Raw genomic sequence first — 21392 nt, forward strand, 5'->3', positions numbered from 1 at the left:
TCATATTTTGAGTTGAATTTGGCCTGCTAAATAAATATAAAATCAATAATTTCAAATCCGTGTTTTTTAAAATAATTTCTAATGAGTAAACACCAAGATCTTACAAACCCAAATTCTTTGCGTTCAAAAATCCGTAAGAAAAGAGTAAAACATTTAATCAACTTTGTGAACCAAATTATTGAACGGGAGAATCTTAAAAGCATAAAAATATGTGATTTAGGCGGGACTTATAGATATTGGTTAGTTTTTCCGTTTTCGGATTTCAAAGAAGTTAATTTTGAAATAACTTTAGTGAACGTAGAAAAGGCAATTCGATCTGAAGATGAAAACTATCAAAAGTTATTAGACCATTCGAATTTGAAATTTATTTCAGAAGTTGGTAATGGTTGTGATATGTCACATAAAGAAGATAATTCTTTTCATTTAACCCATAGTAACTCGGTTATTGAACACGTTGGAGATTGGCAAAATATTAAAAAATTCGCTAAAGAATGTCAACGCATTGGGAATTATTATTTTGTGCAAACGCCTAATTATTGGTTTCCCATTGAACCGCATTATTTGTTACCATTAGTTCATTTTTTCCCTAGACCAATTCACACAAAGACTTTGATGATTTTCAAAAAAAGAAGTTTTGATAGGGCAACTGCTAATTTTGAAGAAAGCCGAATGCTATCTTACAAAGAATTCAAATTTTTATATGATGAATCTGAATTAATCACAGAGCGTTTCTTTTTTTTACCTAAAAGTTTTATTGCCAGATCAAAACTTTGAAAAAGTAAAACCAATTTTTAATTAAAATACAAAATAAGAGTATTTTCGAAATTCATTAATGCACATAAAAAAAGCCAATTTTTTCATTTTGAACTTAAAACATTGTTTTGACTCGAAAAATCAAAATCCTCGACCTTAAAAGATATTTACCTGCCATTATTTTGGTTGCAGTTTTTCTGGTTGTCGTAGTCAATACGCAGTTAGTGTATTATCATTCTGCGTTCAGACCTTGGGCGTTTTATGTAAAATCTCTATTGTTAGCAAGTTTTTTTGTACTGACTTTTAGAAAAGAAATCAAAACCTATTTGTGGATAATTTTACTAGGAATTTGTTTTTTGATTGGTCAGTTTTCTTTGGTTCAATTTGAAATTGACGCACTGAAGAATCTTGGAATGTTCATCAAGTATATTTACATTTTTATACTTTTTTTTGGTTTCAAAAAACTGGCGAAAGAAGACAGTTTAGCTTCAATGTTTTTGGCGCTCAAGTTCATTTTTCTGTTTGTGTTCGCAAGTATTATTCTTGGCTTTATATTCGACATTCCAGAGTTTAGAACTTACGGTTCCAACCGATTTGGATACGGTGGTGTGTTGTCAAAACCCTCTGTGACCACCTATTTTTTGATTATGGCTTTTTTATTTTTTGAAATTTTCAAGAAAAAATTTAAATACAGCTATGTTTATCTTTTGCTTTGTGTGCTTTGCACATTGATTTCTGGCACCAAAGCCAGTTTGTTGTTTTTAGTTTTTTTCTTTGTTTATAAATTTTTGAGTAAAGATTTTAAATTGAACAGAACACAGCTTATTGTTGGCTTAGTTTCAATGTTTTCGATTATCATTTCGGTATTTGTGTTTATGAAATCCACCTTGCAAAATACTTACAACGTGTTCTATAAACTCTACGAAAATGAAGGTGTTATTTCCGCACTCACTTCTTTTCGCAGCAGAAAATTTATGGAAGCTGTTGAAATTTACAGTCAGGAATGGTCTTGGCTCAACTATCTTTTTGGTGGTAAAACAGGATATTACCTTAATGTTGAATTTGACTTTGTAGACTTATTTATTTTTTTCGGTATTGTAGGATCAATAATTTATTTATGGCTTTATTATAAAATTATTTTCAAATTTTACCTTAGCCAATATAGTATTTTAATTATAGGCTTGCTTACCGTTTCTGCTCTCTCAGGACAGTTTTTTTACAATACAAATATTACGCTTTTCTTTGCGCCAATGTCTGTTTTGCTTATAAAGTGGCAAAAAAATCCTGAAATATTAGACCAGACTTGATGGATATAACATTTTAAGTTTTTGAAGAAAAGTCTTGATTATTAATATATTTATCACTTAATAATAGTTTTTTAAAGTCATTTCTTGATGAGCAATAAATTAAAGCATTGTTTTCCAGTTTTTATACTATAAGTTGAAAAATACAAGTGTTTAATTATTTTCCTAATGAACGAAAAATTCACATTAAAAAGTGTTTTTCTTAACCAAGACAACTTAAAAGGGATAATTTTTCTTTATTTGCAAGTCATATTAATTTTAGAACAATTTAAGTTCATCTATAATTGATGTCAATATTCTAATTAATAATACGTTTTCAATTAGCAAAATCTATTTTTAAAACTTAATGACGAAAACTTTAATTTATATTATTGGAGCCGGTAGAAGCGGAACAACTTTATTAGATATAATGCTTGGTAATAATTCCAATAGTCTTAGTTTGGGAGAAATAAATAGGTTTTTTTTAAGGGAGGGAAAACCGCCTAAACGAGAAAAGTCATCTAAAGTTTCGACATTTTGGAGTTCATTCAAAAATCAATTTGACCTAAACAACCAAAACGATTACAACTATTTAAATGACTTATTCAAAAATCATGAATATCACACAAGTTTATACAAATCTATCTCACAAAATTCTGATTCTGAATATATAAAATTGCTTAGGTTACAGTATGATTTACTTTATAATCAAACCGATGAAAATGTTATTGTAGAATCTTCAAAATATCCAGTAAGAGCAATTAATTTGTCTAATTACGTAAATAAAGAAAAGTTTTCAATAAAATACATTTACCTAAAGAAAGATCCTGCAAACGTGGTCAATTCTTTTCAAAAAAAGAATTTGGAACAACCTTCAAAGGGTTTTTTTAGTGCGAATATTTACTATTTAACAGTCAATTTGATTTGTAATATTTCAATAGCATTACTGAAAAAGCGTGGACACAAAGTATCGGAAATTACTTATGAAAATCTAACTAAAGACACAGAAAATACTTTAGTGAAAATACAGAAAGATTTAGATTTGGATTTAACATCATTGATAGGTAAAATAAACAAAAAAGAAAAACTGAAAACAGGATTTTTATTCGATGGAAATAGAATTAGACTTCAAGAAAGTATAACTTTGCGACATTCAAAAAAACCTAAAAAGGATATAAAATTTTATTTCACTAGAATTTTAAATTACATAATATACAGATAAATGAAAATAAGCGTTTTTGGATTAGGTTACGTAGGTGTAGTTTGCTCTGCTTGTTTTTCTAGAGAAGGACATAAAGTAATAGGTATTGACATCAATGAGACTAAGGTTAACCTAATTAATAATGGGAAATCAACAATAATAGAAAAAGGATTAGAAGAACAAATTACTGAATCAGTAAATAAAGGTTTGCTAAATGCAATTTCAGATAGCAAAAAAGCAGTTTTAAATTCTGAAGTATCTTTTATATGTGTTGGGACACCAAGTCTTTCAAATGGTGCTATAAATCTAGCCTATATTTATGAAGTAACAAAGCAAATTGCTGAAGCCATAAAGGTTAAAGATAGCTTTCATACAGTTGTTATAAGAAGTACAGTTAAAATAGGCACTTTAAAAACATGTATAGAAATAATTGAAGATATTTCTGGAAAATCTTTTGGAAAGGATTTCGGATTAGTTTCAAATCCTGAATTTCTCAGAGAAGGAACAGCAATGAGTGACTTTTTTAATCCACCTTACACAATAGTGGGCACAAATTGTGAGAGAAGTGAAAAACTGATGACTAGCCTTTATCAAAATATTGATGCGCCAATTCACTATATAAAACCCGAAGAAGCGGAAGTCATAAAATATGCGAATAATAATTTCCACGCTATGAAAATTTCTTTCGCAAATGAAATAGGCAATATTTGTAAAGAAAGCAAAGTTGATGGTCATGTAGTTATGGATATTGTATCCAAAGACACCAAATTGAACTTATCACCATATTACCTAAAACCTGGATTTGCTTTTGGAGGTTCATGCTTACCAAAAGATGTTCGCGGACTAACACAACTTGCAAAAAGCTTAGATTTAAAAACGCCTTTATTATCCAGTCTCTTAAAAAGTAACTTTTATCAAATAGAACGCGGATTAGAATTAATTCTAAATACAAATAAAAATAAAATAGGATTTTTAGGTTTTGCATTTAAATCTGGAACAGACGATTTACGAGAAAGTCCTCTGGTTTCAATCATAGAAACTCTGATCGGCAAAGGCTACGATTTAAAAGTTTATGATGGTAATGTCCATTTGTCTTCACTATTAGGTAAAAATAAAGACTATATCAATAACCATATACCACACATTTACAAATTACTAAAGGAAGATATAAATGAAGTGATTGAAGAGTCAGAGGTTATTGTAATCGGAAATAATTCAGAAGAATTCGCGACTATTTTGCCGCAAATACCCGAAAGTAAAATTATTGTCGATTTAGTTAGAGTTGATAATCAAAAAACATCAAAAGGAAATTATATTGGAATTTGCTGGTAAACACATTTTAATAGTGATAGAAAATTTGCCGGCTCCTTTTGATAGAAGAGTGTGGCAAGAAGCGTCTACATTGAAAGAAAACGGCGCTAAAGTATCTATTGTTTGTCCCAAAATGAAGGGTTACGATGAGTCTTATGAAGTCGTGGATGGTATAGAAATTTATAGACACAACTTGAAAGAAGCTAAAGGCGTTTTAGGCTATTTATTAGAATATTCACAAGCTATTTTCTGGGAATTTGTACTAAGTTGGAAAATTTATTTCAAGAACAAGTTTCATGTAATTCAAGGTTGTAATCCACCAGATCTAATTTTTTTCACAGCTCTTTTTTTTAAACCTTTTGGTGTAAAGTACGTGTTTGATCATCATGACATCAACCCAGAGCTTTATATCTCTAAATTTGAAAAGAAAGGCTTTTTCTATAAGTTAATGCTACTTTTTGAAAAGTTAACTTTCAAAACTGCAAATTTCTCAATAGCAACCAACCAATCTTATAAAAAAATAGCAATAAATCGGGGTAAAATGAACCCAGATAAAGTGCAAGTGGTAAGAAGCGGACCTAAACTAGATCGGTTGAAACTATTGGATCCTATAGAAAAATATAAAAAAGGGAAAAAATATTTAATAGGCTATATCGGTGTTATTGGTGAGCAGGAAGGTTTAGATTTATTATTGGAGTCGGCAGCTTACATTATATCAAAAAGAAAGGACGTCCACTTTGGAATAGTTGGAGGTGGTACTCATCTAAAAGAAATCCAGGAAATTTGTTCTAAAATGGGCTTGGATGACTACTTTGACTTTTATGGCAGAGTCGATGATGAAACGATGTTGAAAGTCTTAAACACAGCAGATGTATGTGTGAATCCTGACAAGCCTACAGCTATGAATGATTTGTCTACGATGAATAAAATTATGGAATATATGGCTTTAAAAAAGCCTATTGTTCAATACACATTGAAAGAAGGAAAGTTCTCAGCAGACAAAGCCTCACTTTATGCTAAAAATACAGATCCAATCGACTTTGGTGATAAAATCATTCATCTACTAGACAATCCAGAACTTAGATCTGAAATGGGTAATTATGGTTATGAAAGAGTTTTAGATAAACTTTCGTGGGAATTTGAGAGTAAAAAATTAATTAATCTATATAGAAAAGTTTTTAATATCACAAAAAACTAAAAACTTCTCAGAAGTTGTCAATAAATCACTCTTCAGAAAATAATACTATTTATTTAGACACCTAAATTTATTTTTTTAACGATAAAGGCTTATTTCAATCTACAAAATGCTTAAAATTGTAATCTGAGTAATTTTCAGAGCAAAACGAATTTATGAAAAGAGTTTTAATCACAGGTGCAGCTGGATTTTTAGGTTCTCACCTATGCGATAAATTTATTGATGAAGGTTTTTATGTCATAGGTATGGACAACCTAATTACTGGTGATTTAAAAAATATTGAACATCTTTTCAAATTAGAAAACTTCGATTTTTATCACCACGACGTTAGCAAATTTGTACACGTCCCAGGCGATTTAGATTATATTTTACATTTTGCTTCACCAGCAAGTCCGATAGATTATTTGAAAATTCCTATTCAAACTTTGAAAGTCGGCTCTTTAGGTACGCATAATTTATTGGGTTTAGCAATGGCAAAACAAGCCCGACTTTTGATTGCCTCAACTTCCGAAGTTTATGGCGATCCACAAGTGCATCCTCAATCAGAAAATTACTTCGGAAATGTAAACACCATTGGACCGCGAGGCGTTTATGATGAAGCAAAACGATTTCAAGAATCCATAACCATGGCGTATCATCGTTTTCATGGTTTGGAAACCAGAATAGCCAGAATATTCAATACTTATGGCCCAAGAATGCGACTGAATGATGGTCGAGTTATTCCTGCTTTTATTGGTCAGGCTTTGCGCGGCGAAGATTTAACCGTTTTTGGCGACGGTTCACAAACCCGCTCTTTTTGCTATGTCGATGACCAAATCGATGGCATTTACCGACTTTTGATGAGTGATTATTCCGAACCTGTGAATATTGGCAATCCGCATGAAATCAGTATTTTAGACTTTGCCGAAGAAATCATAAAATTGACTGGAACTGACCAAAAAATAAGATTTGAAGCTTTGCCAAAAGACGATCCAATGCAAAGACAACCGGATATTTCTAAAGCTAAAGAAATTTTAGATTGGGAACCAAAAGTAAATCGTGCTGAAGGCATGAAAAAAACTTATGATTATTTCAAATCCTTATCAAAAGAGGAGTTGCACAAAAGCGCTCATAAGGATTTTTCAGAACACAATAGAAAATAGTTGAATGAAACCAAAAAGTGGACGATATTCCGGATTGCTTCGACCGATTTCTTATTTCATAGATATTGGGATTTTGGTGTTTTTAGCTCAGCAGTTTCAGTTTGACCCAGTCACCTATTTTGTTTTTTGTTTTTATATTATTTTATCATGGATATTACTATCTCTAAAATCTGATTTTTACGAAATTTATAGATATACCAAAGTCACGCGTATTTTTTCATTAACCTTTTTGCAGGCTGTTTTATTCATGCTTATTATTTTCGCTTTTTTCGGTTTTTATAATAATTTGGCAAGAGATCCTTCTAGAATTTTCCTGTATTTAGGAAAATCTTTTGGACTTATTCTATTCTTCAAACTTTCCGTTTATTATTTACTGAAAAGTTATAGAAAAGATTTAGGTGGAAACTATAGAACCACCATCATTATAGGTGAAAATTCGAAAACCAAACAGTTAAAATCTTTTTTTGACAGCACACCAGAATACGGTTATCAATGTGAAAGGATGTTCGATGTTCGTAAGGATAAAATTACTTTAGAACAAATTTTCGACTATATTAAAACCAATGAAATTGACGAAATTTATTGTTCTATCGCAGAAATAAAAAATGTAAATCTTAATGAAATTATAGATTTTGCAGATAACAATCTAAAGGTTTTGAAATTCCTTCCAGATAATAAAGATATCTATTCACGGCAGCTCAATTATGAATATTACGGATTTTTACCAATCTTATCTTTACGCCGAATTCCAATAGATGAATCTATCAACAAGTTTATCAAAAGATTTTTTGATATTGTTGTATCTGTCTTGGTTTTGGTGCTTATTTTGTCTTGGTTAGTTCCAATATTAGCAATTTTCATTAAATTAGGTAGCAAAGGTGCCGTCTTTTTCAAGCAAAAAAGAAATGGGCTAGATTATAATGAATTTTATTGCTATAAGTTTAGATCTATGAAACCGAACCCCGAAGCAGATTTGCATCAGGTAAGAAAGAACGACGAAAGAGTTACCAAAATTGGCAAGTTTCTACGCAAAACCAGTATGGATGAACTTCCACAGTTTTACAATGTACTGTTAGGAGATATGAGTGTAGTAGGACCACGTCCACATATGGTTAGCCACACGCATATGTATGCAGAAAATGTAGACAAGTTTATGGTTCGACATTTCGTAAAACCCGGAATTACAGGGCTTGCACAAGTTAGTGGTTTTCGTGGTGAAGTTGAATCTGACGAGGATATTGTGAATCGTGTGAAATACGATATTTTTTATTTAGAAAATTGGTCACTCTTACTTGATGTGAAAATTATGTTCCAAACAATTTATAATGCACTTAAAGGTGACAGAAAAGCCTATTGAAATAGTTTCATTAATTAAACATCTTAAACTTCATACTTATTGCTATAAAACAATTTTAGTCCAATTATTTAATTTTATGTCTTTAAATTTCATACATTAGATTTATTTTAGCATTTTATTAAGAAATATCCAAATGAAAACATTCTTCTCTTTTATCATTTTTTTTGGTTTTGCCTTGTTCTGTAAAGCTGGCAATCCAAAGATTGACAGCTTAAAAGTAGAGCTCAATAATACAAAAGTTGACACTTTAAAAGTCAAATTACTCAACGATATCGCTTATGAATTCATTAACGTAAGTTTCGACAGTATCTTGCCTTATACTCAGAAAGCAATAGACATTTCTAGAAAAGTTGATTATCAAAAAGGAGAAGGAGTTAGTTTCAGACTGCAATCTATTTATTATTTTTATTTAGGACAACCAGAAATATCCACCGAAAAAATAAATCAATCCATTGAAATTTTCGAATCTATAGAAGATTATGAAATGCTTGCCAAAACTTATAATAATTATGGCATTTTACTTAAACATTTTGGAGATTACGATTCGGCACTACAAAAATTCAAACTGGCTAGATCATTTCATGAAAAATCAGACAATTTGCAAGGCGTTCTTGATAACCTCATCAATGTTTCTACAATCTACTCAGAAAGAGGTGATCTTGAAAAAGCCTCAAATTTATTAGATCAAGCTTTGGAAGTCAACAAAAAGTTGGAAGATAAAGCTTCTTACGCTGCAATTGTAAGTTCACAAGGCGTTATCGCAGAATATCATGGCGATTTCAAACTGGCTAAAGAAAAGTTTAAAGAATGTCTAGAATTATTCAAGGAAATGAATCGAACGCGTTCTATAGTTGGAACAAATAATAACCTGGCCAATATCGCTAGGAAACAAGGTTATTATCTCGAATCTATCACCTACTTTGAAGATGCCTTGGCGGCGGCTAGAGAAATTAATAACCCTAGATTAGAATCTATTATTTTGAATAACCTAGCCAATAATTATTTTAGTCTGAATGAAGACGATAAAGCACTTGAACTATATATTCAGTCTTCCGAAATCACAAAAAATATTGATATAAATACCTATGCTTCAACTTTAACTAATATTGCTATGATTGAAGAAAACAAAAAAAACTTTGACAAAGCAATAAAAAACCTTCAAGAAGCCTACGAAATTTTCGAAAAACAAGATAGAAAATCAAATATTGCACTCAACCTTCATGCACAAGCATCCATAAAATATGGACAGGAAAGTTATACAGAGGCAAAGGGTTTACTTAAAAGAGCTGAAAGAATAGTCAATAAAATTAAAGATGAATACACTTCGACACTAATTTTTTCAAGTTTAGCCAGAGTCTATCAGAAAGAAAATAAAATAGATTCTGCTTATTACTATAGTAAAAAATCCTACGATATAGCAAAGACAATTGGCGCACTACTAGAACATTCAGATTCCTCTAAATTACTTTACGAAATTCATAAAGCGAAAGATGAACCTGAGCAAGCCCTCAAATATTTAGAAACACATCTAAAGTTAAAAGACAGCTTGTTTGATAAAGAAAAAAGCAGAGAACTTGGCAAACTTGAGGCTGAACTCGGTTTCAAAAACCTTACAGAAAAACTGAATTACGACAACGATAAGAAATTACTCAAAAAACAATTGCAAGTTGAAAGAAGAGAAAATTATATTATTTACCTAAGTATTGTTTTAGGCGTATTGTTACTACTTACTATTTTGTTACTTTTTCATAGAAGAAATAAAAATGAAACCAATAAAATATTACTTGAGAAAAATAAAGAAATTCAGATTAAAAACAATAAACTCAATGAGTCAAACGATCAAAAAAACAAGCTCTTTTCAATCATTTCTCACGATTTAAGAAGCCCTTTGAATAGCCTAAGTCAATTGTTTGATTTATACAATAAAGACCAACTGGAAGAAAAAGAAATCAAAGCTTGGTTGCCAGAAATCAACAAAAATATAGAATCTACAAAACTGCTAATAGATAATTTGCTCAATTGGGCTAGCGAATCACTAAATCAATCTAATATTGAAAAACAAGAATTAAATCTTTTTCAGGAAGTACAGAGTAAAAATAATTTTTTCGATTCAAACTTGAAACAAAAAGGGGTAAAGATTATCAATAAAGTAGATGAAAACTTTGAAATTTTTATTGATCAAAATTCATTGAAAATAGTACTGAGAAACCTCATTTCAAATGCTATAAAATTTACCGACATAGGTGATAAAATCACCATTTCTGCAATTCATAAAGACGGTTTTGATAGAGTTTGTGTCCAAGACACAGGTTTAGGTATGAGTCAAGAAGTTGCAGAAAGTTTATTCAAAAAAAATAATCTTGTTTCTGCAATTGGCACAAAAGCTGAAAAAGGCAAAGGTATTGGAACCTTACTTTGTAAAAATTTCATTGAAGAAAATGACGGTTTAATTTGGGTAGATTTTACAGAAATAGACAAAGGTACTCGCATCTGCTTTGAAGTGCCATCCAAACCAGACACAAACAGCGACATTTAAAAAATAGATTTTTTTCTGACCAAAAATTTCGTCTAGAAATTTGTTACCAATATATTGAAACTGAAATATGTTGAATTCAAAAGCCATCAGTTTAATAGGTGTGCTTTCAAATAAAAAATGCAATATTAAAATCTGTATTTAAAACATCCTTGTAATCTCTTGAATTTGTGAATATTTCAATTTTACGAGAATCTAAATGTAAAAATCACTTCTTTTGAAGCTTCCTAATCATCTTTTGAATTCTATCGTTGAGCTTTTCAGAAGACAATTTTTCTCGCAATCTGTCGGTAATAATCGGAAATGAAAATGGTGTTGGATTTTGGCAAGATTTCCAAACAACCTGTTGTGAAGAAATCCGCTCTAAAGCTTTTTGCAAACGACCTTTCTCCAGAGAATGCTCAAAGGTTTCAGTAAATGCTTGTTGAAAAAGCAAATGCTCTGGTTCAAAATCTTTGAACACATCAAAAATAAGTTGAGAACTAGACTGCAAATGCTTGTTTTTAATCATTTTGTTAGGATAGCCCGTAAAAACTAATCCAGAAATGACAGCAATGTCCCTGAATTTTCGCCTTGCCATTTCAGTAGCATTCAGGCTTTTTTGCAAATCGTCCAATAAATATTCAACGCTGAATAAGTTATTATCCAAAACAGATTCAATATTGACAGGTTGGTCGGATAAAAGTTCGAATCCATAGTCGTTAAAAGCTAATGAAAAAGAAATTGGGGACAATAAACTAATGCGGTGCGCTAACAAACTTGCCATAGCTTCATGAACAAAACGCCCTTCGAACGGGTAAAAAATATGATGAAATCCATCTCTGGTTTTAAAAGTTTCAATTAGAAATTCATCAGGTTTAGGAACAATAGATTCTTGCTGTTGCCTTTCAAAAATAGGTTGAAGGGCTTTTAATTCACGACTTTGATTTTCAGTGTTTAGATTGTAAAGCTCTTCTCTTAACAATGCACTCATTTGCGAAGTTAAAGTCAGCCGACCACCCATCCAACTTGGCACTTTGGCAGTTTTTGACTTTGATTTTCTCACCAAAACCTGCATACTTTTTACAGTGACTAATTCCAGATTTCTACCCGCAAACGTAAAAACATCGCCGGGTTTAAGTTTAGAAATAAACCATTCTTCGATAGAACCGATAAAACCACCTTTCAAATATTTCACTCCAAGCACAGCATCGCTAACAATCGTGCCAATTTGCAATCTGTGTCGCATAGCAATACCGCGATGATTCACTTTGAATTTGCCATCTGCTTCAATTTCAACTTTTTTATAATCCTCATAATTTTGAAGCGATTCTCCACCTGTGGTGATAAAATTTAGCGCCCAATTCCACTGTGATTCTGTTAGTGTTTGAAAACAAAATGTTGATTGAATTTCTGGAAAAATTTCATCAGGATAAAAACCGTCAGACACGGCTAAAGTGGTTAAATATTGCACCAAAACATCAAAACTGTTGAGGTAAGGTAAACGGTCTTCCACAGCTTTAAGTTTAACTGCTTTTTTTAATGCAGAGGCTTCGATCAACTCAATAGCGTGAGTGGGAAGAAAATAAATTTTACTTGTTTTACCAGGTTGATGACCGCTTCGGCCAGCACGTTGCATAAATCTGGCAACACCTTTTGGTCCGCCAATTTGGACTATACTTTCAACAGGTGCAAAATCTACACCCAAATCCAAACTGGAAGTACAAACCACGGCTTTTAATGTTTCGTCTCTAATGGCATTTTCTACCCAAATTCGGGTGTTTTTGTCGATACTGCCGTGATGCATCGCCAGTTCACCAGCAAATTCAGGATGTTTTTCTAAAATCTTCTGAAACCAAATTTCACATTGAGAACGTGTGTTGGTAAACAACAAAGTGGTTTTGGAAGATTTAATTATAGGTATGACGTATTCCAGAAGATGCAATCCTAAATGTCCACGCCATGGAAATTTATCCATTGTTTCTGGGATGATGCTTTCAACTTGAATATTTTTATTCAACTTGGATTTGACCAGCACGGAATTTTTCAAATTTCTGAAATGATGACCAAGTAAAACTTCTTGAGCTTGATTCAAATTGCCAATAGTGGCAGAAATACCCCAAATTTTTAGATTCTTACTAAGATTTTTCAGTCTTGATAATGCCAATTCTATCTGGACTCCACGTTTAGTCCCAAGCAACTCATGCCACTCGTCTATAACGATAGAATCACAGTTTTGAAATGTTTTAGGATAATTTTTGGAAGCCAAAAGTAAATGTAAGCTTTCAGGAGTGGTAATTAGCAAATTCGGCATCTTTCGCCTTTGCTTAGCGCGTTCTTTTTGAGAAGTATCACCAGTTCGAATACCAATTGTGATATCCAGTTTCAAATCAGAAATAAGTAGTTCTGCGGCTTGTTTTATTTCAACAGAAAGCGCTCTCAAAGGCGTAATCCAAACGGCTCGCAAACCTGTTTTCGATTTTTCAGTTATGATATTGGCTAAAATCGGCACCCATAACGCATAAGTTTTTCCGCTTCCTATGGGCGCATTCAGCAAACCATTTTTGCCTTCGGAAAATGCTTGCCATGTTTCTTTTTGAAAATCAAAAGGCGTCCAGTTTTTGGATGAAAACCAAGATTCAAAAATTGAAAAATTTGTTTGTTTCGACATAAGTGGAACAATACTTTCAAATTTAGACTAAAATGAAAACCAATCAAAAAACAAATGTGAATTATTTTGAAAACTAAAAGCGATTTTTTTTCTTTTATAGAGTAAAACTCTAGCCTTATCATAACATTCTATCAAATTTAGCTTTTGTTAAAATTATTGGTCTTAATTTTGAATTTGATGAAATTTTGAAATCTAAATTATGAAAGGAGTTTTATTAGTCAATTTAGGTTCGCCAAAATCAACTGATCCTAAAGATGTTAAAAAATATCTCGGTCAGTTTCTGATGGACGAGCGTGTAATCGATATTCCTAAAATATTCAGGTCTATTTTAGTAAAAGGCATAGTTTTGAACACAAGACCTAAGAAATCGGCAGAAGCATATTCCAAAATTTGGTGGGATGAAGGCTCGCCATTAATTGTCTTATCAAAACGACTTCAAAAAGGCATTGACGAAATGACTAGTGTTCCAATTGCACTAGCCATGCGTTATGGTCAGCCATCTATTGAACAGGGTTTGCAAGAATTGCACGATCAAGGCGTCGATGAGGTTTTGTTGATGCCGCTTTATCCTCAATTTGCGATGGCTACAACTGAAACGATTTTGGTATTAGCTGAAGAATTGCGTCGTGAAAAATTTCCTAAAATGGAATTCACAACTTTACCACCATTTTATAATCACCCAGATTACGTAACGGTGTTGTCTAGAAGTATCGGAGAACAATTAGATGATTTTGATTATGATCATTTACTTTTCAGTTATCATGGTGTGCCAGAGCGACATATTAGAAAAAGTGACATTACCAACTCGCATTGTAAAATTGATGGCAGTTGTTGCCAAACACCATCCAAAGCACATCAGTTTTGCTATCGTCACCAATGTTTTGAAACTACAAGACAAGTCGCTGAAACTTTGAATTTGAAAGAAGGAACTTTTAGCACATCATTCCAGTCTAGATTAGGCTTTGATCCGTGGTTGAAACCTTATACCGATAGAACCGTAGAGAAATTAGGTCTTGAAGGAACCAAAAAATTAGCGGTAGTTTCGCCAGCTTTTGTTTCTGATTGTTTAGAAACTTTGGAAGAAATAAATATGGAAGCCCGAGAGATTTTCGAAGAATCTGGAGGTGATGATTTCAAATTTATTCCTTGTTTGAATGACCGAAAAGACTGGGTAAAAACCCTGAGTCGCTGGATAGATGAATGGGCGAATCAACCAGAATCTAAAGTGTCGTAAATGTCCAAAATTAGATCAGAAGAACTTGGTAATGCGCCAATTGGTAAATTGCTGATTAAACAAGCTGTTCCTGCTTCTATTGGTATCCTTGTGATGTCCATCAATATTTTGGTGGACACTATTTTTGTTGGAAACTGGATAGGTTCTATAGCAATAGCAGCTATTAATGTCGTTCTTCCAGTATCTTTTTTTATTGCTGCCTTGGGTATGGCAATTGGTATTGGTGGTTCTTCAATTATTTCAAGAGCACTTGGCAAAAACGACCACTCTAAAGCCTTGAAAACCTTTGGTAATCAAATTACAATTACTCTACTGCTGACTGTTTTTCTTGCACTTATTGGATTGGTTTATATCAACGATTTGATTCCTGCATTTGGAGGAAAAGGTGATATTTTCGAGCCTGCAAAAATTTATTATCGCGTTGTTTTATACGGTGTTCCCGTCTTGGCTCTAGCCATGATGGGAAATAGCGTAATTCGTGCAGAGGGCAAACCAAAGTTTGCCATGGTTGCCATGATTATTCCTTCGGTGGGAAATTTACTGATGGATTATTTATTCATCAATGTTTTAGATTATGGTATGCTTGGTGCTGCCTGGGCAAGCACAGGTTCATATGTTTTGTGTCTAGGTTATATAATTTGGTTTTTTCTATCCAAAAATTCAGAATTGAAAATTAGATTTTCAGATTTTGGATTGCATCGGAAGATTTTAAAAGAAATTAGCGCTTTAGGCTTTGTAACGCTTTCTAGACAAGCTGTGGTGAGTGTAACCTATCTTTTGCTGAATAATATTTTGTTTGAATTAGGCGGTGAATCCTCGGTAGCAACTTATGCGATTCTCGCCAGAATGCTCATGTTTGCACTCTTTCCGGTTTTGGGGGTAACGCAAGGTTTTTTGCCAATTGCTGGTTATAATTACGGCGCAGAACAATATGCTAGAGTTAGAGAAAGTATCAATAAAGCTATAATTTATGCGTCTTCAGTAGCAATTTTGGTATTTGGAGTAATTATGATTTTTCCAGAAAGTATTGTCACAGTTTTTACTAAAGATGAACAAGTTTTAAAAGATGCTCCAGGAGCAATGCGCTGGGTTTTTGCAGCTATTCCTGTCATTTCCATACAACTTATAGGTTCTGCTTATTTTCAAGCCATCGGCAAAGCAACACCAGCTTTTTTACTGACGCTAACACGACAAGGATTTTTCTTTATTCCGTTGATTTTCATTCTTCCTGAATATTACGGAGAATTGGGAGTCTGGATTTCATTTCCGCTTGCTGACCTCATTTCAACTATTGTAACAGGTTTTTTTCTGAATAGAGAAATTCGATTGAATCTGAAGCCAAGTCAGTGAAAAAGATCAATTTTCTGTTTTATAGCTGAATTTATTTAAAGTAAAATCTATTCTATTATCATGAAGCTTAGTAAGCTTTATACTATGAAATCACAGAATTTACGTATTTTTAAAAATTGAATGCCTCAGAAATTTCATAAAAAAGAATCATGACTCAAAAAGAAATCGATACACTAAAAATTGAATTGATGCAAAAAATAATAGCTTGTGATGAGGTTGAAACTCTGAAAAGCATAAAAAAATTACTCGAGAAAAAATCTGAATAACTTTCATTTCAAATTTGAATTTTAAATACCAAAAACTTCAATATTTGTGTTTTTTAAATTATGTCTAAAAAAATAGCAAATCATGGATTATAACTATATCAAAGCGCTTCACCTTATTTTTGTGATCACTTGGTTTGCAGGTTTATTTTACATTCCGAGGCTTTTTATTTATCATATCGAAGCTAGACAAAAACCGCAACCTGACGCCGATATTTTAAGCGAACAATTGAAAATTATGAGCAAGCGTTTGTGGTATATTATCACTTGGCCATCGGCAATTTTGGCTATAATTTTTGCTATTTGGTTGTTGGTTTTAATTCCGTCTTGGCTAACTCAACCATGGATGCATGTAAAGTTGTTTTTTGTTGTTTTGCTAATCTTGTATCATTTGAAAAACCACCAGATTTTCAAACAATTTCAAAAGGATGACATTCGCTGGACGTCCAACCAAATGCGATTTTGGAATGAAGGTGCCACCATTATCCTGTTTGCAATAGTTTTTTTAGTAATTTTAAAAAGTGCCATCAACTGGATTTTTGGTTTGTTTGGATTACTCGGACTTGCAGGTTTATTGATGCTAGGCATCAGATTGTACAAAAAAACTAGATCAAAAAATAAAAAATAAATTTTACGCATGTTTAATTTGACGAGATCACTTAGAACCAGAATTTTTATCTCTATGATAACTTTGGTACTTGGGGCATCCATTCTTATTGCAGGCGTAACAATTCACCAGTATAATGAAGAAGCCAAAGAACTCCATCGCGAAAAACTAAACCGTAAAGAAAACGCGATTAAAGCAAACATCAATTATGTTTTAAGGACAACAACTTACCCCGTTGATAGCGAAAATTTACCATTGATTTTTAAAGATAAAATCTATGAAATTCAAGATATTCATGATACTGAAATAAATATTTACGATTTGAATGGCTATTTGCTAAAATCTTCTTTTGCTACATTTTATATGGACTCCGTTGAAACTAGAATGGATCCAAAAAAAATTCAAGAATTAAATAATTCAAGCGACAAAAAATACGTTGAGAATTTTCAAAAAAACGGACAAGACTATCAATCTTCTTATACTTATATCTTAGATAATTATTTTAAACCAATAGGTATTCTGAATTTACCTTATATCGAAGACGATAATTTTTTAGACAAAGAATTGCGCGAATTTTTAATTCTACTATCACAGGTTTATATTTTTATGTTGATTGTTGCAATTATTTTAGCCTATTTCCTATCAAAATATATCACAAGCTCTTTGCAATCCATCAGTAAAAAGATTACCAAAACAAGGTTAGAACAGCAAAACCCAAAAATAGTTCCGCAAGACATCAGTGTAGAAGTCCGTCCATTAGTTACAGCGTATAATCAAATGATCGACGAGCTCGAAGAAAGTGCGCTCAAACTTGCCAAATCTGAAAGAGAAGAAGCTTGGCGACAAATGGCAAGACAAGTCGCACATGAAATTAAAAACCCACTCACGCCTATGCGACTAAGTATTCAGAGTTTTGAAAGGAAATTTGATCCCAACGATCCAGGAATTATAACAAAAGTGAGCGATTTTTCAAAAACCATGGTTCAACAAATCGACAATTTGAGTGCTATTGCTGGTGCGTTTTCAGATTTTGCCAAAATGCCTGCTCAACAAAATGAAACACTAGATGTTGTTGAAACTCTAAAATTAGCCTTAGATATTTTCAATGATCAAAATATTCATTTTTTAAGTAAATCTGATCAAATTCTGATTAGATTTGACAAAAATCAATTGATTCGTATAGTTACTAATTTGGTGAAAAACGCTATTCAAGCGACAGAATCGAAAAACAATCCGTATATTAAAGTTCAAGTTTCAACCGATAAAGATTCCGTGTATATTTCAATAGAAGATAACGGGGTTGGTATTTCTGAAGAAATGCAAGAACGTATTTTTGAACCGCGTTTCACCACAAAATCTAGCGGAATGGGATTGGGTTTAGGCATGGTTAAAAATATTATTGAAACTTATAAAGGCGACATAAAATTGACCTCAGAAATTGATGAAGGCACTATATTTACAGTAAAATTACCAAAAAATTAAAATTATGGATTTTGAAAATCTTTTAGTCGAAATCAACGACAACATCGCCATTGTGCGAATAAACAGACCCAAAAAACTCAATGCACTCAACCGTGAAACCATAGGAGAAATTCACAGTGCATTCGATGCTTTATTGAAAAATCAAGATGTCAAAGTTGTGATTTTAACAGGCAGCGGCGAGAAAGCTTTTGTTGCCGGTGCAGACATTGCAGAATTTTCAGACTATTCGGTAGAAGAAGGCAAAGACTTGGCAGCAAAAGGCCAAGAATTGGTGTTCGATTATATTGCGAATTTCCCAAAACCAGTAATTGCCGCTGTCAACGGATTTGCACTTGGAGGCGGTTTGGAATTAGCGATGTCAGCTCATTTCAGAATTGCGAGCGACAATGCAAAACTCGGTTTGCCAGAAACTTCACTTGGTGTAATTCCAGGTTATGGCGGGACACAACGTTTACCCGAATTGGTTGGCAAAGGTCGCGCTATGGAAATGATTATGACTGCAGGAATGATTGATGCAGAAACTGCCAAAAATTACGGTTTAGTCAATCACGTAACGAGTGTAGAAGAATTATTGCCTTTAGCAGAAAAATTAGCTGGTAAAATCCTCAACAATTCTATGCAAGCCATTTCATCTGCTATTAAAGCAGTCAATGATAATTATAAAATAGGTGTGGATGGTTACCAAACTGAAATCGACAGTTTTGGAAATGCTTTTGGTACAGAAGATTTCAAAGAAGGTACCGATGCATTTTTGAATAAACGAAAAGCAAACTTCAAATAACAGCTCATGTTTCCATTACAAAGACACCGTCGTTTAAGACAAAACGAAGCTATTCGTGCGTTAACACGTGAAAACCATTTGCGACCAAGTGATTTTATCGTGCCACTTTTTGTGGTTGAAGGACAAAATGTGAAAGAGGAAATTAATTCCATGCCGAATTATTTCCGTTTCAGTTTGGATTTGCTGGAGAAGGAAGTCAAGGAACTTTGGCAAATGGGATTGAAATCAGTTTTACTTTTCGTAAAAGTTGATGATAAATTGAAAGACAATCGTGGAAAAGAAGCCACAAATCCAGATGGATTGATGCAACGCGCAATCAAGACAGTTAAAAATGCTGTTCCAGAAATGCTTGTCATGACTGATGTTGCCTTAGATCCTTATTCAAAATTTGGACACGATGGCATTGTCGAAAACGGTCAAATTATAAATGACAGAACAAATTCAGCTTTAGCACAAATGGCCTTGAGCCATGCACAAGCCGGAGCAGATTTTGTCGCACCGAGCGATATGATGGATGGTAGAATACTTGAAATTCGAAGTGTTTTGGAAGATGCACATTTTTATAATACTGGAATTATGAGTTATTCAGCCAAGTTTGCTTCAGCATTTTATGGACCATTTCGAGACGCTTTGGATTCTGCACCTGTAGATGTAGCTGATGTTCCTAAAAACAAGCAAACATACCAAATGGATCCTGCCAATAGAAATGAAGCTTTGAAAGAAAGCTTTTCTGATATTGAAGAAGGTGCCGATATTATTATGGTAAAACCAGGATTGTGTTATCTGGATATTGTTCGAGATTTGGCGAATGAAATAGAATTGCCAATCGCAGTTTACCAAGTTAGTGGCGAATACGCCATGATCAAAGCGGCTTCTGCAAAAGGTTGGTTGGATCATGATGCGGTAATGTTAGAACAACTGACAGCTATCAAAAGAGCCGGAGCCACGATGATTGCAAGTTATTTTGCGAAAGATGCTGTAAAACTACTTTAGCTAAGTAAATTTGTCAACTTAAAATATTACTCAAAATTTATTAAAATAAAATCGATGATTCAAAACGATTTATTTCTGAAAGCGCTTAAAGGTGAAACTGTGGAAAGACCACCAGTTTGGATGATGAGACAGGCTGGTAGATATTTGCCAGACTTCATGAAATTGAAAGAAAAATACGATTTCTTCACACGTTGTAGAACACCAGAATTGGCGACAGAAATTACAGTGATGCCAATTGACCAGGTCGGCACTGATGCAGCAATATTATTCAGCGACATTCTGGTTGTACCTCAAGCCATGAATATTGAAGTGGAAATGAAGCCAGGCGTTGGACCTTGGTTGCCAAATCCAATACGAGACAGAAAAGCCTTGGATCAGGTTGTTGTTCCTAATGTTTACGAAGAATTAGGTTACGTTTACGATGCCATAAAAATGACTAAGCAAGAGCTTAATAATCGCGTTCCGCTCATTGGATTTGCTGGTTCACCGTGGACGATATTTTGTTACTGCGTACAAGGTCAGGGTTCTAAAAATTTTGATAAAGCGAAAGAGTTTTGTTTTACTGAACCAGAAATGGCACACGAATTACTTCAAAAAATCACTGACACTACGATTGCATATTTGAAAGGAAAAGTTGAAGCTGGAGTAGATGCTGTTCAAGTTTTTGATTCTTGGGGCGGGATGTTGTCCCCATCAGATTACCAAGAGTTTTCTTGGCAATATATGCAGCAAATTATAGATGCGTTGAAAGCTGAAATTCCAGTCATTGCTTTTGGTAAAGGTTGTTGGTTTGCATTGGATGTAATGGCCAAATCTGGCGCTTCTGCACTTGGAGTAGACTGGACATGTTCACCAAGAAATGCAAGATATTTAAGCGGTGCAAAGATTACTTTGCAAGGGAATTTTGACCCGTCAAGATTGTTTTCGCCACCAAAAGAAATAAAAAGAATGGTGCATCAAATGATTGATGAATTTGGTAAAGACAAATACATCGTGAATTTAGGTCATGGCATTCTGCCTAATATTCCTGTAGACAACGCAAAAGCATTTGTGGATGCTGTAAAATCGTATTAAAATTAAATAAAAAAAAGCCTGCAAAAATTTAAATTTTGCAGTCTTTTTTTCTAAACATTCGTATGCTAAGATATTTTAAAAATTAAGTTGCACCCTAATGGTTCTGTTTTTTTGAATAATTCAATCAACCTCAGCAGAATTGACTTCGAACGTCTATCTCTATAAATTCTTTGAAGTGCATTA

At 33.0% G+C, this 21392-nt stretch carries 16 protein-coding genes; 15 read left to right on the forward strand and 1 reads right to left on the reverse strand.

Annotated elements, in window-relative coordinates:
• The first annotated feature begins 81 nt into the window (after positions 1 to 81).
• From EIG86_RS10120 to EIG86_RS10155, 8 genes are all read left to right on the forward strand, one after another.
• Positions 82 to 774 carry a class I SAM-dependent methyltransferase gene (locus tag EIG86_RS10120; RefSeq protein ID WP_127846054.1) on the forward strand — a complete coding sequence of 231 codons (693 nt, stop codon included), beginning with the start codon at positions 82 to 84 and terminating at the stop codon, positions 772 to 774.
• A gap of 107 nt (positions 775 to 881) precedes the next feature.
• Positions 882 to 2060, forward strand: coding sequence for a hypothetical protein (locus EIG86_RS10125; RefSeq protein ID WP_127846055.1), 1179 nt, complete (start codon positions 882 to 884; stop codon positions 2058 to 2060).
• Positions 2061 to 2403: 343 nt separating this feature from the next.
• Positions 2404 to 3258, forward strand: coding sequence for a sulfotransferase (locus EIG86_RS10130; RefSeq protein ID WP_127846056.1), 855 nt, complete (start codon positions 2404 to 2406; stop codon positions 3256 to 3258).
• A complete protein-coding gene (locus EIG86_RS10135; protein ID WP_127846057.1) occupies positions 3259 to 4569 on the forward strand; it encodes a nucleotide sugar dehydrogenase in 1311 nt (436 codons plus the stop codon).
• Positions 4570 to 4582: 13 nt separating this feature from the next.
• Positions 4583 to 5746, forward strand: a complete 1164-nt coding sequence (locus EIG86_RS10140) for a glycosyltransferase family 4 protein (RefSeq protein ID WP_240032202.1) — start codon at positions 4583 to 4585, stop codon at positions 5744 to 5746.
• A 152-nt stretch (positions 5747 to 5898) separates the two neighbouring features.
• Positions 5899 to 6885, forward strand: coding sequence for a UDP-glucuronic acid decarboxylase family protein (locus EIG86_RS10145; protein WP_127846059.1), 987 nt, complete (start codon positions 5899 to 5901; stop codon positions 6883 to 6885).
• A gap of 4 nt (positions 6886 to 6889) precedes the next feature.
• A complete protein-coding gene (locus tag EIG86_RS10150; RefSeq protein ID WP_127846060.1) occupies positions 6890 to 8242 on the forward strand; it encodes an undecaprenyl-phosphate glucose phosphotransferase in 1353 nt (450 codons plus the stop codon).
• Positions 8243 to 8375: 133 nt separating this feature from the next.
• Entirely contained in the window at positions 8376 to 10778 is a 2403-nt protein-coding gene (locus tag EIG86_RS10155; protein WP_127846061.1) for a tetratricopeptide repeat protein, read from the forward strand.
• A gap of 205 nt (positions 10779 to 10983) precedes the next feature.
• Here EIG86_RS10155 and EIG86_RS10160 read toward each other — a convergent pair whose 3' ends face one another.
• Entirely contained in the window at positions 10984 to 13425 is a 2442-nt protein-coding gene (locus EIG86_RS10160) for a ligase-associated DNA damage response DEXH box helicase (protein ID WP_127846062.1), read from the reverse strand.
• Between the two features lie 199 nt (positions 13426 to 13624).
• On the opposite strand from EIG86_RS10160, the gene hemH reads away from it, so the two are divergent.
• The 7 genes from hemH to hemE all read left to right on the forward strand — a co-directional run bounded on the left by hemH (position 13625) and on the right by hemE (position 21209).
• Positions 13625 to 14659, forward strand: a complete 1035-nt coding sequence (gene hemH / locus EIG86_RS10165; protein ID WP_127846063.1) for a ferrochelatase — start codon at positions 13625 to 13627, stop codon at positions 14657 to 14659.
• Positions 14660 to 16009, forward strand: coding sequence for an MATE family efflux transporter (locus tag EIG86_RS10170; protein WP_127846064.1), 1350 nt, complete (start codon positions 14660 to 14662; stop codon positions 16007 to 16009).
• Between the two features lie 348 nt (positions 16010 to 16357).
• Positions 16358 to 16900, forward strand: a complete 543-nt coding sequence (locus EIG86_RS10175; protein WP_127846065.1) for a CopD family protein — start codon at positions 16358 to 16360, stop codon at positions 16898 to 16900.
• Positions 16901 to 16909: 9 nt separating this feature from the next.
• Positions 16910 to 18361 carry a sensor histidine kinase gene (locus tag EIG86_RS10180; protein WP_127846066.1) on the forward strand — a complete coding sequence of 484 codons (1452 nt, stop codon included), beginning with the start codon at positions 16910 to 16912 and terminating at the stop codon, positions 18359 to 18361.
• 4 nt (positions 18362 to 18365) lie between these two features.
• Positions 18366 to 19142 carry an enoyl-CoA hydratase/isomerase family protein gene (locus tag EIG86_RS10185; RefSeq protein WP_127846067.1) on the forward strand — a complete coding sequence of 259 codons (777 nt, stop codon included), beginning with the start codon at positions 18366 to 18368 and terminating at the stop codon, positions 19140 to 19142.
• Between the two features lie 6 nt (positions 19143 to 19148).
• Positions 19149 to 20135, forward strand: coding sequence for a porphobilinogen synthase (gene hemB / locus EIG86_RS10190; protein WP_127846068.1), 987 nt, complete (start codon positions 19149 to 19151; stop codon positions 20133 to 20135).
• 54 nt (positions 20136 to 20189) lie between these two features.
• Positions 20190 to 21209 (forward strand): uroporphyrinogen decarboxylase, encoded by a 1020-nt coding sequence (hemE, locus tag EIG86_RS10195; protein ID WP_127846069.1) that lies wholly within the window; start codon positions 20190 to 20192, stop codon positions 21207 to 21209.
• Positions 21210 to 21392: the final 183 nt, after the last annotated feature.

The organism is Psychroflexus aestuariivivens (assembly GCF_004010055.1).
In the GTDB taxonomy this organism is placed as follows: domain Bacteria; phylum Bacteroidota; class Bacteroidia; order Flavobacteriales; family Flavobacteriaceae; genus Psychroflexus; species Psychroflexus aestuariivivens.

Excerpts from the sequence above, each read along its gene's own strand:
- EIG86_RS10120 (WP_127846054.1), top strand. The coding sequence starts at position 82 with ATGAGTAAACACCAAGATCTTACAAACCCAAATTCTTTGCGTTCAAAA.
- EIG86_RS10130 (WP_127846056.1), top strand. The coding sequence starts at position 2,404 with ATGACGAAAACTTTAATTTATATTATTGGAGCCGGTAGAAGCGGAACA.
- EIG86_RS10135 (WP_127846057.1), top strand. The coding sequence starts at position 3,259 with ATGAAAATAAGCGTTTTTGGATTAGGTTACGTAGGTGTAGTTTGCTCT.
- EIG86_RS10145 (WP_127846059.1), top strand. The coding sequence starts at position 5,899 with ATGAAAAGAGTTTTAATCACAGGTGCAGCTGGATTTTTAGGTTCTCAC.
- EIG86_RS10150 (WP_127846060.1), top strand. The coding sequence starts at position 6,890 with ATGAAACCAAAAAGTGGACGATATTCCGGATTGCTTCGACCGATTTCT.
- EIG86_RS10155 (WP_127846061.1), top strand. The coding sequence starts at position 8,376 with ATGAAAACATTCTTCTCTTTTATCATTTTTTTTGGTTTTGCCTTGTTC.
- EIG86_RS10160 (WP_127846062.1), bottom strand. The coding sequence starts at position 13,425 with ATGTCGAAACAAACAAATTTTTCAATTTTTGAATCTTGGTTTTCATCC.
- hemH (WP_127846063.1), top strand. The coding sequence starts at position 13,625 with ATGAAAGGAGTTTTATTAGTCAATTTAGGTTCGCCAAAATCAACTGAT.
- EIG86_RS10170 (WP_127846064.1), top strand. The coding sequence starts at position 14,660 with ATGTCCAAAATTAGATCAGAAGAACTTGGTAATGCGCCAATTGGTAAA.
- EIG86_RS10175 (WP_127846065.1), top strand. The coding sequence starts at position 16,358 with ATGGATTATAACTATATCAAAGCGCTTCACCTTATTTTTGTGATCACT.
- EIG86_RS10180 (WP_127846066.1), top strand. The coding sequence starts at position 16,910 with ATGTTTAATTTGACGAGATCACTTAGAACCAGAATTTTTATCTCTATG.
- EIG86_RS10185 (WP_127846067.1), top strand. The coding sequence starts at position 18,366 with ATGGATTTTGAAAATCTTTTAGTCGAAATCAACGACAACATCGCCATT.
- hemB (WP_127846068.1), top strand. The coding sequence starts at position 19,149 with ATGTTTCCATTACAAAGACACCGTCGTTTAAGACAAAACGAAGCTATT.
- hemE (WP_127846069.1), top strand. The coding sequence starts at position 20,190 with ATGATTCAAAACGATTTATTTCTGAAAGCGCTTAAAGGTGAAACTGTG.